10 protein-coding genes and 3 tRNA genes are annotated in these 14,938 nt (G+C 35.1%); 10 read left to right on the forward strand and 3 right to left on the reverse strand.

All coding sequences use genetic code 11. The features are described from left to right. Positions 1–3: 3 nt before the first annotated feature. The 3 genes from ACPX19_RS13680 to ACPX19_RS13690 all read right to left on the reverse strand — a co-directional run bounded on the left by ACPX19_RS13680 (position 4) and on the right by ACPX19_RS13690 (position 3,283). A complete protein-coding gene (locus ACPX19_RS13680; RefSeq protein ID WP_426430594.1) occupies positions 4–1,593 on the reverse strand; it encodes an ATP-dependent DNA ligase in 1,590 nt (529 codons plus the stop codon). Next, the gene (locus tag ACPX19_RS13685) at positions 1,590–2,627 is read right to left on the reverse strand and encodes a ligase-associated DNA damage response exonuclease (RefSeq protein WP_426430595.1); all 1,038 of its coding nucleotides are present in this window, start codon (positions 2,625–2,627) and stop codon (positions 1,590–1,592) included. The genes ACPX19_RS13680 and ACPX19_RS13685 overlap by 4 nt, the downstream gene beginning before the upstream one ends. A gap of 62 nt (positions 2,628–2,689) precedes the next feature. Beyond that, positions 2,690–3,283 (reverse strand): hypothetical protein, encoded by a 594-nt coding sequence (locus ACPX19_RS13690; protein WP_426430596.1) that lies wholly within the window; start codon positions 3,281–3,283, stop codon positions 2,690–2,692. Between the two features lie 145 nt (positions 3,284–3,428). Between ACPX19_RS13690 and ACPX19_RS13695 the strand changes: the two genes are divergently transcribed. The 10 genes from ACPX19_RS13695 to ACPX19_RS13740 all read left to right on the forward strand — a co-directional run bounded on the left by ACPX19_RS13695 (position 3,429) and on the right by ACPX19_RS13740 (position 14,918). Further along, positions 3,429–3,512, forward strand: a tRNA-Ser gene (locus ACPX19_RS13695). Positions 3,513–3,530: 18 nt separating this feature from the next. Next, positions 3,531–3,605, forward strand: a tRNA-Pro gene (locus tag ACPX19_RS13700). Between the two features lie 6 nt (positions 3,606–3,611). Further along, positions 3,612–3,685: transfer RNA gene (locus ACPX19_RS13705), tRNA-Arg, on the forward strand. Between the two features lie 299 nt (positions 3,686–3,984). Further along, entirely contained in the window at positions 3,985–4,539 is a 555-nt protein-coding gene (locus ACPX19_RS13710; RefSeq protein WP_426430597.1) for a LemA family protein, read from the forward strand. 33 nt (positions 4,540–4,572) lie between these two features. Beyond that, the gene (locus ACPX19_RS13715; protein ID WP_426430598.1) at positions 4,573–6,273 is read left to right on the forward strand and encodes a DUF2207 domain-containing protein; all 1,701 of its coding nucleotides are present in this window, start codon (positions 4,573–4,575) and stop codon (positions 6,271–6,273) included. Positions 6,274–6,855: 582 nt separating this feature from the next. Continuing rightward, entirely contained in the window at positions 6,856–9,897 is a 3,042-nt protein-coding gene (locus ACPX19_RS13720; RefSeq protein WP_426430599.1) for a zinc ribbon domain-containing protein, read from the forward strand. A gap of 107 nt (positions 9,898–10,004) precedes the next feature. Beyond that, entirely contained in the window at positions 10,005–10,559 is a 555-nt protein-coding gene (locus ACPX19_RS13725; RefSeq protein WP_426430600.1) for a zinc-ribbon domain-containing protein, read from the forward strand. 11 nt (positions 10,560–10,570) lie between these two features. Further along, positions 10,571–11,491 carry a zinc-ribbon domain-containing protein gene (locus ACPX19_RS13730; RefSeq protein ID WP_426430601.1) on the forward strand — a complete coding sequence of 307 codons (921 nt, stop codon included), beginning with the start codon at positions 10,571–10,573 and terminating at the stop codon, positions 11,489–11,491. A gap of 448 nt (positions 11,492–11,939) precedes the next feature. After that, the gene (locus tag ACPX19_RS13735; protein WP_426430602.1) at positions 11,940–13,469 is read left to right on the forward strand and encodes a trypsin-like peptidase domain-containing protein; all 1,530 of its coding nucleotides are present in this window, start codon (positions 11,940–11,942) and stop codon (positions 13,467–13,469) included. A 30-nt stretch (positions 13,470–13,499) separates the two neighbouring features. Further along, positions 13,500–14,918 (forward strand): alpha/beta hydrolase, encoded by a 1,419-nt coding sequence (locus tag ACPX19_RS13740; protein ID WP_426430603.1) that lies wholly within the window; start codon positions 13,500–13,502, stop codon positions 14,916–14,918. The last annotated feature ends 20 nt before the right edge of the window (positions 14,919–14,938 follow it).

Raw genomic sequence — 14,938 nt, forward strand, 5'->3', positions numbered from 1 at the left:
AACTCAAGGTGCTGTTATTAATTGTTTCACGGATTCTATAGTATCAATGTCCTCGACCGGTTTATCTTTTCGCCATCTTGCAATACGTGGAAAGCGCAAGGCAACACCAGATTTATGACGGTTGCTCAAAGCTATACCTTCAAAAGCAATTTCAAAAACCAATTCGGGTTTTACGGTACGCACAGGGCCAAATTTTTCAATGGCATTTTGATTGACCCATCTTGAGATTTCGGTAATTTCTTTATCTGTAAGACCAGAATAAGCTTTGGCTACAGTAACCAATCCGTCCTCTTTTTTGACCGCAAAGGTATAGTCGGTATATTTAGAACTACGCCTACCACTACCCTTTTGTGCATAAATCATAACGGCATCAATGGTTAAAGGGTCTACCTTCCACTTCCACCAATCCCCTTTTTTACGTCCGGTATGATATGGTGATTTTTTCTGTTTTAGCATTAAGCCTTCGCTATTAATAGCCCTACTGTTCTCTCTAATGGTATGCAAATCGTCCCATTTTTCAAATGCAACCAAAAAAGATAATTGAAGCGATTTTGGCAAGGCCACACTATTAAATATTGCTTCTAGCTGTTCACGTCGTTCTTCAAATGGCAACGCTCTAATATCTTCACTTTTATATTCCAAAATGTCATAGGCTTTAAAACCCACTGGCACATCTTGCAATAATTTATTAGTGACATGTTTTCGATTTAATCGCTTTTGCAAATCATTAAACAGTAAGACGTGATTATCTTTCATGGCTAAGATTTCGCCATCAATCACAAAATCATCCTGAAAATTGTATAATGCATCCACTAATTCTGGAAACTGTTTGGTCACCAGCTCTTCACCTCGAGACCAAATATAGATTTCACCGTTACGCTTAACGACCTGCCCTCTAATACCATCCCATTTTTGCTCTACCAACCAATCTTCGGACGGACCCAATGCCGTTAAGTCTTTTTCTAGAGCGTAGGCCAAACAAAACGGATAAGGTTTAGAGTTGTCATAATTAATATGACTGCCAAGAATTAATTCTTCAAAAGTAATTGTATCAACATCCCAATTACCTATAATACTGTGCATAAGTTGATTGGCATCGATGTCAGTGAGTTTAGCAAGAGCATTCACCAAGGTTTTTTTGGACACACCTATTCTAAAACTACCACCTATCAATTTGTTAAAAATGAGTCGTTCTTGCTGGTCTAAACCCGTCCAAGCTTCTAACACGAAGTCTTTTTTCTCTTCTTCAGATTTAGCTTTTAAAGCTTTTAGCTCCATCATCCATTCGTTAAGACTTAAATCCAACTGATGCTTAGGTTTGGGTAACAGTAAGGCCAAGGTTTCCCCTAAATCACCAACAGCACTATAGCTTTCTAAAAACAACCATTCCGGAATGTTAGTCAGTTCCATGCACCATTGTTTCATTAAGCTTGTTTTAATAGGTCTCTTGGGGCGTTTTCCTGTGAACAAGGCAATTAACCATAACTTATCCTTGTCTGGTGCAGTAGCAAAATAATTGACCAAAGCATCAATCTTAGCATTTGTTTTATTGGTGATTTCTATGGCGCTTATTAATTCTGAAAACTGCTTCATTTAGATTCAAGTTTTTCAGTTTCCGATTCCGCTTTCTCAAGAACTTCATCACCATATTCGGTTTTTAGTTCTTTGGTAGCAATACCAATTTCATTCAAGTATTTTGAAAATACTGCTTGAGAGCCGTGGGTAACATAAACCTGCTCTGCTTCTGTGGCTTTTACTGCGGATATCAGCCCATTCCAATCAGCGTGGTCACTCACCACAAAACCTGCATCTACAGCTTGCCACCGTCTATTACCACGGATTTGCATCCATCCTGAACATAACGCTATAGCAACATTTGGAATGCGTTTTAACATCCGAGAACCTAATAAGGCAGGAGGTGCTATAATAATTTTATTTTGAAACGTTTTTTTATCGAGGTCTGCTGACCATAATTTGGTTTTGGGCAACGAAATTCCTGAAGCAGATATGGTTTCATTTAAGTTATGGATAGTACGATGCACAAATATCTCATCACAACCATCTAGTAACGACATTAATCGCTGAGCTTTGCCTAAAGAATAGCCAAGAAAAACGGATGTTCTATTGTTAGCTTGATTGGTTTTCACCCAGGACTGCAGTTCGTTTTGAAGCACCTTCTCACTTTTCCAATCATAAATGGGCAATCCGAACGTACTTTCTGTAATAAAGGTGTGACATTTTACAGGTTCGAATGGTACGGTTATAAAATCAGGTTGCGTTTTGTAATCGCCCGAAAACACAACCACATAGCCTTTATATTCTAACCTAATCTGTGCAGAGCCAATCACATGACCTGCAGGATAGAAACTCACTTTTACACCGTTAATGGATATAGATTCATTATATGGTAAACTATCAACTTTGATATCATTACCTAAACGATGTTTTAAAATAGGTTTGGAATCGTTAGTACATAAGTAGCGTTTCATTCCCCAACGTGCGTGGTCGGCATGACCGTGGGAAATAATGGCATAATCTACCGGATACCATGGGTCTAAATAGAATTTACCCTGTGGACAATAAATGCCTTTTTTTGTGAATTTGATGAGTTGGGATTCCTTAGACATAGCAAAACGAAGCTATTGAAAAAGTTAAAATTTATGTAGTAAAATTTCGTTAAATTTTATGATTATAAAAACCCTTTTTGAGCAACAAGCATATCAGTTCCCCATAGTTTTACTAAATATGAAATATCTATCGGAAAAAAAGATGATGATCCATCTGAGTTATATTTCACTGGACACTCTAGACGTTCGCCATCGATTATTTCACATTTGTTTTTACCATTATCAGAAATATAAATTTTCTTTTCATCTAACTTCTGATATACTTTTTTTAAATCAATTATTGCATACTTTATAAACGATGATGCTTTCTTAGTTTCGTGTTTAGCACTATCAATTATTCCATAAGTAAAGTAATGTGCCTTCACTTTATAATATTCGGATTCATGACGATCTTCAATTTTATTTGAATCCCTTCGGTATCTTATTGTAAAATCTGTAAAATCCTGATACTTCTTTTCTCTAAATCTTTCTTGAACACTCATTACAGTATTACCTTTTCGAAAAACATAATCTATACCATCCATCATATCAATATATTTTGAATACTCTTTTTTTAACTTCACTTCAGACCAGTGTAATGGGTTATAGATTAAAGGTATAGCCAAGTTTGCATGAACATAATCAGTAAAGGCCCTATCTTTTGAATATTTTGACATATACTTATAAAGGTAATTATATTATTAGTCCTATCAAAGTATTCAATCTTTTGAATTAAAAAACTCAAAAAAATTGTTGCGATAATTAATATGATAAGTTACATTTGCATCCGCAATTTTAAGAAACGTTCTTATAAATTTTAATGGAGAGGTGCCAGAGTGGTAATGGAGCAGATTGCTAATCTGTCAACGCGTAAGTGTTGCCTGGGTTCGAGTCCCAGTCTCTCCGCATTTAGATAACCAGTTTCGGGGTGTAGCGTAGCCCGGTTATCGCGCCGCGTTTGGGACGCGGAGGTCGCAGGTTCGAATCCTGCCACCCCGACATTAAGGTCGCGTAGCTCAGCTGGATAGAGCATCTGCCTTCTAAGCAGACGGTCACAGGTTCGAATCCTGTCGCGATCACATTAAGCCATTTCCATGAGGGAGTGGCTTTTTTGTTTGCCTCGTTTTCAGGAGGTTCTAGACCTGAATATTTACCTCACCCTATTTTACCGTAAAATCTTAAAACTCTACAGCATGCGTTACAATAGGGTTTCTTTTGGTGTGGTGGAACCCTATCTATACCATAGCCAGATTTTAAGCAATCGCCTTCAGTGGCTTCGGGCCAAAACATGCGTTTGGACACAATCTGATAAAATGTAAATCTTCATAAGATTTTTAGTAATTTTTCAATACCTTTAAAGGTATTAAAATTCAACACAATGATAGGATTATATATATTTCTAGGTTTTTTAGTTTTGTCCACATTTTATGGCATTGGCATTTACAACCGATTGATAAAATTAAGTACGCTGGTCGATGAAGCCTGGAGTGGTATTGACGTGCAATTAAAAAAGCGCTATAATTTAATTCCTAATCTGGTGGAATCGGTAAAAGGCTATGCAAGCCATGAAAAGGAAACTTTTGAAAAGGTAACAAAGGCCAGAAGTCAAGCGCAAAATGCCACAACAGTTGACGAACAACAAACGGCTGAAAATCAGTTAAACAAGGCCTTAATCAATTTATATGCCGTGGCGGAACAATACCCTGAGTTAAAAGCTAATGAGAATTTTTTAAACCTGCAAAACGAATTATCGGTGATAGAAGGTGATATTGAAAAATCCAGACGTTATTACAATGGTACCACACGCGATTATAACATTGTCATTGATTCGTTTCCGTCTAATATAGTTGCAGGACTAACCAAGTTCGAAAAAGCAGCATTTTTTGAAATTGAAATGGCAGAAGAACGAGAAAAACCCCAAGTAAAATTTTAAGTTTTGCGACAACTTCTTTGCCTTTTACTATTAATGAGCAACGCATGGGCTTCGTTTGCACAAAGCGAACGTGTGCTGTCGTTTCATTCTGCGATTGTAGTCGATACCTCTAGCACAATTACGGTAGCAGAGTCTATTAAAATCTATGCCAAAGGTTTGGTTTTTAAAAGAGGCATTACACGTACCATCCCAACCATAAGTGTTGATAGTTCTGGCAATAGTGTAAAGCACAATTTCAAAATCCTTGCTGTAGAAAAAGATGGTAGGCCTTCAAAATACCACACCAATAGAAGGAATGGTAACATTACCATATATGTCGGTGACAAGGATGTATTTTTAAGTGAAGGTACGTACGAGTATACCATAACTTATCGTATGAGCAGACAAATTCGCTTTTTTGAAGATTATGATGAACTCTACTGGAATGTTAATGGTTTTGATTGGGCCTTAGATTTTGGTGAAGTGTCCTGCGACATTACCCTACCAACAAGTGGCACAATCATTCAGGAGGCTTGTTACACTGGACGCTATGGTAGCAGCAGCACAAACTGTAGTGCAACACAAGTATCTGATTACCAGGTACACTTTAATGCTGGTCAATTGAATGCTGGCGAAAACTTTACTGTAGCTGTAGGGTTTAGCAAAGGTAGTGTGACCCAACCTCCACCACCTCCACCTCCAACATTCTTACAAAAGTATGGAGCCCTCCTATTAAGCACTTTTATCAGTTTGGCGCTCTTGTTCTATTATGGTAATACCTGGCTACGATTTGGTATTGATCCACCAAAGCCCACCGTTATTCCACAGTTTGAAGTCCCACACAACATGTCACCTGCGTCTATAGGCATGTTAGATAAACTGCGCTATCATGGTGATTTGATAACAGGCACCATCATAAATTTAGCCGTAAAAGGCTATCTTAAAATTGAAGAACAAACGCAAGACTATGTGTTTGGCTTGTTTAAAAGCCAAACCTTTGTTATCCATAAATTAAAGGACGATACGGGTATGCTCAAGGATGAAGAAAAAGTCCTATTCTCAAAATTATTTTCAGACATAAATCAACTCAAATTAGATGGCAAGTACGATTCTGATATAGGTAGTGCCGTTACGGCCTACAGAAACTCACTCAATAAACAGCACCATGGTTTCATTTATGAGGGCTTTAATTATAAATTTTGGTTACTGCCATTGTTCACCATAGTGGCATATATCGTAGCCTTTGTGGTCCTTGCTTCAAAATACTTTGAAGGCGAGAATGACGGTGGGATATTCGCCGTATTCTTGGTATTGAATATTATCTTCTTTTTGATTTACCAATACCTGATACGAAAACCGAGTTTAAAAAAGTTGAAGCTCAGATCATTGATCGAAGGTTTTAAGATGTACATGAGTGCTGCTGAAGAAAAGCAAATCGCACATTTTAATCCGCCTGATTTAACACCAGAAATTTTTGAAAAGCTCTTACCTTATGCCATTGTATTGGGGGCAGAGGATGTTTGGGGAGACAGATTTCAGAAACTTATCAACACCGCTTTGGTTGACCAAAGTTACCAACCGACATGGTATGCTGGACGTGTGACTAATTTCTCAAACTTTAACCATAGCTTAAATTTATCCTTATCTAATTCCATTAGCAAATCTGCAACGCCTCCATCTAGTAGCGGCAGTGGTTCGGGCGGCGGAGGCTTCTCTGGTGGCGGTGGCGGTGGCGGCGGTGGCGGTGGCTGGTAGTTTCCGTTTTGAATACAATATGTGGAATATTGTAGCATTAATTCAGAATGAATCAAGTTAGATTATAAAAAATTATGTTTCGATTTTAGTCTGGTACTTTTCTTTCTATTACTTCAAAAAATAGTAACTAAAATGCATCCTAACTTCGGGAATTTTGTAATAAAACATCCCGAAAGAGAAACAACTGTTTCAGTATTACTTCACCAAAAGAAATAAGCAGCATGAAAAAGGCTATCAATTAAGGACTAAGAAAAAAAGTTCAAGTCCTTTTATATTTTATAATTCGTCGTTTTAATTTATAAGGCTGTTTGCCCCATATCTAACTTCTCTATTTAAATGAATCCAGCCAGAAAATGCAATCCCCAAGGATCATCAATAAGATTTAGATCATCATGTTGAGCATGACCATCTTTTACATTGTTTGGCACTGACAATTATCATTGTTTAGAGATAAGAATCAATTTAACTTAGAGCTATGGCTCTTTTGAAGCCAAAAGATGCATCAAATTCTTTGCAAATGCAAAGCCTATAGTAACCTCAATTAAAAACACCAACTAATGCTTGTTGGTTAAAACGTATGATATGGAATCTAATTATTGTACTAAATGTGGCTCCAAAATTTCTGAAAACACTAATTTTTGTGGAAACTGTGGAGAAAAAATTAATGAACCTAAAACTAAAGACAATTCATGTTCCGAATGTGGATATGTTTTTGAAGCGAACGAAAAATTCTGTCCTGAATGTGGGACAGCGCTTACATTAGCTAGTAAAACAAAGAAAACACAAACAGTAGCTAAAAAAACAACAACGCCACTTGTTAAAAAGAAAAAAGGAGGCATTCTTCGTAATTTAGGAAAAGTAACTTTATGGATTTTTGGAATATTCGTAGTGAGTATTGCAGTTCTGTATTTTATTGGGGATAATTCTAATGATTCTTATGTTGGAGATAAGCAACAAAAGGAAGGTCTAGAATCAAATATTCCTGAAGAAGAAATGAAATTACCACCTCTCCAGGTTAGGCAGGCAAATTCAAAACTGAAAGAGACTTTAATAGTTCAAGTTTTGTCGCAAAACAAATCTCAGGAGTTTTCTTATGGAGAAAATATAAAAGTGATATTGCCGCCTAATTTCACATCCAAAGAACAATCACTTGCAATCAGTAAAGCTGCTGTCGATGAATCAATAATGGTTGTAGATCGTAAAGCATTAGCTCTGGTTGATCTTACTCTCGATAATGGTAAGCAACCTGGTAAACCTGTTCAATTATCATATACATTTGACGAAGCAGAATTAAATCCTAATTTAACTACTGAAGAGCAATTAGACGCTTTTCGTTGGGACGAAGAAAGCGGTGGTTGGGTGAGTTTGCCTATATATATTGACCAAAAAAATAGCATGGTTTCTGCATATGTAGATCATTTTTCACTGATAGGCTTTTTTTCTACAGTTGTAGATGAAATAGTAAAAACTAATGATAAAATAAATGATAAGTTCAATGAACTTGAAGAGCGAATATGGAACGATATGTACATTACACCAGAAGGTAATTTTAGAATTTACTATTCAAAAAGTACTGTCGAAAATAGCCTTCACTTTAATAATACAACCTGGAAGCACAATTATACAAGGTCAAATTATTCCTATAATAATGCGTATCCAAATTACATTCAAGATATAGGTTATTTCTTAGAAGCTAGTTTACAAAAATATGTTGAAGCGGGTTTTGCCAATCCAGCATCTGATAAGAAGATGTTTAACAGTACTTATAAAAAACCTATCACTGTTAAAATTGACTCTTATTGGTCTAAAGCTTCAAGTTTTGAAAATCCTCTTTCTAATAGTTCGCAAGGAGTACCCAGTTATGAAAAAATTCACGAAAGACTTCATATTCCTTCGTTTGAGACTTCCGATTACAGAAGAGCTCAAATTGTACTTGCACACGAACTATTCCACAGGATACAAGCACAGTATTATGGTATTTTAGGATTGGCTAGACCTGCTAATAATTGGTTCATAGAAGCAACAGCAGAGTACGCAGCTTATGAAATTGCATGGCCAACCCAAAAAGATAAAATGTCGAATCATACAGGTAGTGATTACCTCAGATTTTCACTAAATTCTACTGGTAGTAAAAAAGGGCTTGGCGGTAAGGGATGGACTGACCAAGGATATGAGTACAAAACCTCTATATGGGTTAAATATTTAGTGGCATCTGGCATCAACTTTAAGGATTTAATTGAATATGATGCTGCTGATTATTATAAACCACTTTACAGTCAGCAGAAATTTTTATGGAATAGTTTGAAGAAGAGCATGGGAAATTTGTATCGCAATTTTTCTATTGACATGTTATTCTCTAAGAAAAGCCCTCTGAGAAATTTTGATTTTAGCTTGGATCTTGCAACTAATTATACCAACTGGGATATGGAAAAGATAAAAGAAATATCTCAAGAATTTAATATGGCAAATAAATATAGTGCACAAATGGGTGTTGTAAAAGTCAATACAAAGAAACAACAAAGTAAGTTAGTACTGATAACTTTAGAAGAAAAGGATGTAATTGGACAAACTGTTGATGTTATTATTGTAAATGAAGCTTCAAAAAAAGCAAATACAATTGGAACGCTATTTAAGGAAGAAGACAAAAAACTTATTACTGTTAATAATGGCGATTTTATTGCTTTAGTTGTATGTAACAGCGATTATGAGGGAGGTATAACCAAAGTATCGGTTAAAGATGCAAGCCCACAGCTAACAGTTACACCTTCAGAAATGTTGGATGCTGTAAGCAATAAAGCTTATAGTTTTGAGATATCAGCAGAAGAGATTATTGATGCTATTGAAAAAGTAGATATTGAGTGGGATTTTAGCGACAATACAAAAAAAAGTACAGGTTTCCAAAATAGCATTATTCCAACTTCAGGGGAAGCAAAAATTAAAGTTGCTCATACTTATGAAGAAAGTGATAAAGAACAAACCTATCCGTTAAAAGTAATTTTAAGAGAAAGCAGTACAAAAAAAGTTTTAGCAACGGCTGAAGCAAAAATCCTATTGCCCTTGCCTAAACCTCAAGTATTTATTACGACACGGCATCTTACGGGTCCACCGGGAGCAACCTTTGATGTAACAGCTAAAGCTTCACCAAAAAACACCTATAAATTTAAGTGGTATATCCAAGGCATGAGTAATTCCTATACTTATGAAGGAAAAGAATCTACTTTTAAACCCGTGGCAAAAAAATTGGGTAAGTACAATGTTAACGTTAAACTTTACAATTTAAAAAATGAATTTTTAAGCGAGGATAATGCTACTATTTATGTGGAAAAGGATGAGAAAAAAGAAGATGTGCCAAAAGCTGATGGTCGCAAAGTAAAGAGAATAGTATATCTATGCGATAAATATACATATGGTTGCAATGTGAGTCCATCCGGTACGGTAATGTTTGAAAATTCCGTAAAAGAAATGGAAAAGTTAATTGATGATTTTACCAAAGCGGGACGCAGTGAAAATGCTGCAAAAGCGAGTAAAAAGCTAGCTAAAATGAAAGCGGATTTCCAATTAGAAAAAGATACAACATCTTGTAATTGTCAAAGGAAACATACACCAACATATATATATGAATAGATGAGTTCATCCAAAATTTTGTGTTGGATTAAGGAAAATTTCCCAAAAAAGAAAAAATAGATTTTTAATGAAAAACCATCCACAAAAAAATTAGAAATATTCAAAGTATGAAACACTGTCCAAATTGCGGAGCAAAAATTAGCAAAGAAACTAAATTTTGCACCAACTGCGGAGCATCATTAGAAATTACTAATAATGATAGCAATAATAATGATGAGCTAAACCTTGTTGAAGAAAGTTTAAATCAGCCCAACAAGGGCAAACGGCTTTTTACAGCACTTTTAGCAATACTTGTTTTAGCCATTGTTTTTTTTATAGGAAAATCGTTTTTGAACTCTGTGAACCCTATTGAAAAACCATTTTCAATTGAAGAACAATTATCTAAAATTGAAGGACAATGGCACGATCCTACCGGTGTTATTTTAGGAGAAAAAGAGGCGGTTATTTTTTTCAATAAAAAAGGTAATATAGTGATAGGAAAGGATGAAAAAGGATTGTTTAAGGCAAATATTTCACCTTTTGGATCAAACAATTATCAAGCAATAGTGACTTTAAGAGGTGTAGAAGGAGATTTTGAATTGCATTTTTACGAAGCGGAAAATAAATTGGTCTTTTTTAGTACGTTAACTAAAAGTAGTTGGTATTTAAAAAAGGTTAAATAAAAATAAAACATATGTCAAATTTTTGTACAATTTGTGGTCAAAAGTTAAAAGAAGATGTAAAGTATTGTCCCAATTGTGGGTCAGAGGTCGTTGCAGTAAAAACAAGTAAGCCCATTCCAACTGATACAATACCTAAAAAGACCTTCAATTCATTATCAAACCTAGAAAAGAGTGAGATAAAGAAATTAAACAAAAAAATAAAGCTACATAATAACCAAACTAATATTGTTAAAGGCGCTTGGTATAGTGCAGGGTTATTTTTGTTAATAATCATTTTGGCATATATGGATTTGGGTGTTGTAAACTTTCATCCTGCCATTGTAATGATTTCAATTTTCCTCTTTTTAATTTCCTTGGTTGTTGCATATATGTTTAGAAGTCGTGAAAAGAAATTACAATCTTTAATCACAGGCGAAAACCTCTTAGCATCTTGGACGTTAAATAGAACTCAAAAAAATGCTTACGTCAATTATTTGTTTGAGCATGAAAAAAGAAAAAACTCAGCGATATTTTTAGTCATTGCAGTAATGGCGGTAGTTGTATTTGGTATATTCATTTTAGTTATCGATGAAGGTAAAATAGCTATGTTCTTAGCGATGATAGGACTTTTGGTTTTTTTGTCTCTTTTTGCATTCGGAATGCCATGGTATTATAAATACCAAAACTCAAAAAACGATGGAGTAGTTATGATCGGAGCTAAGTTTGCATATATCAACGGTTATTTCCACAACTGGGATTTTATCCTTTCTGGTTTATCTAAAGTTAAAATAATGAAATCGCCTTTTTATGGCATAAATCTAGTTTACTATTATACCGACAGAACTTTAACAAACAGTGAAGAGCTATTCATACCTGCAAATGAAGAAGATGACCTAGAAGAACTAGTAAGAATCCTAAAAGCCAGAAATTTAAAAACCATTAAAGCACTATAAAAATGATTGGTTTAATGGAAAAATTTATTTCTAATTTTTGCTATTTTCTTCCGAGTTAAAAAGGTCGATTTTTCAATTTCTTTATTACGGTTTGAGTAAAGCTGTATAATGTAGAAAATTAAATAATTATGATTTAAGTTCAAATCTTATCTCCAACACTTCTATGCATGAAGAAGCTGTTTTTTATTTCCTAACGCTATCTGGTTATATTTTTATGAGTATTAGTCCTTTTTCTTTGCAGGAAAAAGAGTAAATACCATCCAAGTCATTATTTCTAAGGAAAATCATTTAGACTTTTAGTGTGGTTTATTTTTAAAAAACTCATAAAAAAAGCAAACTTTCATCAAAAGAAATACTTTCTTTTAGAGTAACTCATTATCATTTTGATAAATTACTTGTTAAAATTATAAATTTAAATAACTTTATATCGCTATCAACTAATACAATTATGAAAAACTATTACCTCTCTTTCGCTTTAGTGATTTCCCTCCTTGCACTAAATGCACAAGACAAAAAAATTATAGAGTATCCATTCGCAGAGCCAGGCACGGATGTCTCGCGCGGTGTTTTTGGTACTGATGACCGAAAAGAAGTAAAAGATGCAGAGGGTTATGAAGATTTTGTAAGAGCCACTGCTGTTATGATACGCAAGGATAACATATACAACGATGAGTTCTACTCATGGTCACTCAGGGAAAAAATTCAGAATAAATACGGAAAAAACGTTGAAATTTCAGAAGAGGTTAGATTTTTAGACCAACCTGCCATTGGCTCATGTACAGGTTTTTTAATTGCACCAGATATTTTAGTCACTGCAGGACATTGCATCAATTCCTTGGAAGAAGCTAATCAATTTGTATGGGTTTTCGATTATACTTCTGAAAGTGAATTCATAAACGGCAGAAAGCTACAGTTTAAAAAAGAAAACATATACGAAGTAGAGCAAGTAATTACCTCAATTCTTGACGACAATGATGATTATGCGGTTTTAAAGCTAAAACGAAAATCCGATAGGGCACCTTACCGCTTTAGAACCAGTGGTGCCGTCCTTAAAGATGGAGCAATCAACACCATTGGCTCACCAAAAGGCCTGCCCTTAAAATTCTCTACCAATGCAACAGTCGTAGATGTGTCTCAAAGCCAATGGTTTAAAAGTGATATAGATTCATTTCCAGGTAACTCTGGTGGACCTGTATTTGATGAGAACGGATTTATAGAGGGCATCTTGGTAAGAGGCGCAGTAACTTATGATGATGATTGGAGTTTAACCGGAGATTACTATTTAGACTCATCATGCAACTGCATTAAAACTGTAACTTGGGATAGTGTAAAATATACTGCTGGTTGCCAATCACAACGAATTACAACAATTCCAGTAGATGCATTGATAATGTCCATTTACAGTAATATGGAATACGCCATTAAAAATAATCTTGAAGACCGTTTTAATTCGTGGAGCATTTATAGCTGGATTTTTAACCATACTTACACAAACCAGCAAGGTCGGTTTGAAAATTTAGCTATCGAACAAAACAACACCCATGCGCTAAAACAAATTCTAAAAATAACGGCTGAGAGCATGTCAGACCAGCAAGCCAGGCAACTCATTGATATTGCTATTTCTAAGAACACTGATGAAATTCTTCAGATCTTATTAGACAGTGGGCTTCTTGCAGATGCTGGCTTAAACTCAACTTATACCTCACTTCAAAATGCAGTTATTTCAGACAACCTTTCCATAGCAGAAACACTAATTTTTCATGGTGCAGACACTAAGGTAAAAACAAATTCTGGTGATAATCTACTTCATTTAGCAGCTCAAACAGGCTCTTATGAAATGGCGAAACTCCTAGTTAAAAATGGTGTTGATGCAGGTGCAAAAAACAACAATAAAAGACGACCAGAAAAAGTAGCGAAAAAATCTGGATACAAGAATTTGGCAAATTATCTGAAAAAAGCTAGAAAAGGAAGACTCTAAAAAATGACCGACTCTAAATCTATTCGAAAAATGTTTAACAAAATTTCATCCCTTTTAATTTTTACTTTACTCTTCACGGTTGTTAGCATATACCAGCTTAATGCACAGAATAACCAGTACCTTATTTTAGAAGATGAAACCCTAGTGAAAGGGGATTCTTGTCTATCTAACAGAAGTGATTACAGTAAATTTAATCTAGCCTATGTTAACGATTCCACATTAGTGAACAATCTTCAGATATTAGTTGGAGCCAATTATAAAAGTGAGTCCTTTTCTAGCCTCGAGCAGTTTAATGCTTTTGATTTTAAGTTTTGGCTACTTTCCAACGACAGCTATAAATCCAATGGAGACCTAGATCTAAGAATTACATATACGGTCAATAACAAGCCCATAGAGCAAGTATTTTCTATCTGTCTTATATATATTGACCCCAATCCTGTTGATAGAGGTGCCAACACACCAGACTTTGTAAAACTGCCAATCTATTTTGGTACGGACAGAAACTATGTCAAATCAGAAGATCTAAATGAGACTTTTGGGACTAAACGTTCTAAACTCAAATATGGCATTGTGGAAGTCAGCATTCCACACGATCATCGCATAGGTGAAATAGAAAGTCCATCAATTTGGAAGTTTGAATTTTCAGAAGACCCATCAAAGCATGTGATGCTTCAAAGTATTTCACTTTTGGACAAAAAACGTTTTTTTGACAAGTTAGCAACAGATATTAAAACCTCTAAAAAGAAAAGTACGTTTTTATTCGTACATGGATACAATACATCGTTTAGCGAAGCAGCTAAACGTACAGCACAGATTTCTTACGACTTAAAATTTGATGGCAAAGCAGTATTTTATAGCTGGCCATCGCAAGCTTCAACATTTAGATATGGTAAAGATGAAGAAAATATTGAATGGTCTCAACAAAATATCGAACGATTTTTAAGAGATTATTTATCTAAATCTGGTGCTGAAGAGATTTATCTAGTGGCACATAGCATGGGTAATCGAGGATTGACAAGAGCTATTGTTGAAGTTATGAAGGATAAGCCCGAACTTCGTTCAAAAATTAAAGAAATCATTTTGGCAGCACCAGACATTGATGCAGACGTGTTTAAGAATGATATTGCACCACAAATGGTGTCTAATACAAAAAAACCTATTACACTTTATGTGTCTTCAGATGACTTGGCTTTAAAAGCATCAAAACTAATCAATGGTAATGCAAGAGCCGGAGATGCTGGTGAAAAAATGGTAATTCTAGATGGTATTGAAACTATTGATGCTACAGGAATTGATACGAGCTTCTTGAGCCATTCTTATTTTGCAGATACAAATTCCATTATATCAGATATATTCGACATTATACAATCTGGGCAACGTGCCCTAAACCGAAAACGCTTATTAATGGCGAGACTAAAAGACAATGTTTACTGGAAGGTAAAGCAATAAAACACAATAAAATTAAGCTA

The sequence above is a fragment of the Winogradskyella sp. HB-48 genome, assembly GCF_049942685.1.
Lineage (GTDB): Bacteria > Bacteroidota > Bacteroidia > Flavobacteriales > Flavobacteriaceae > Winogradskyella.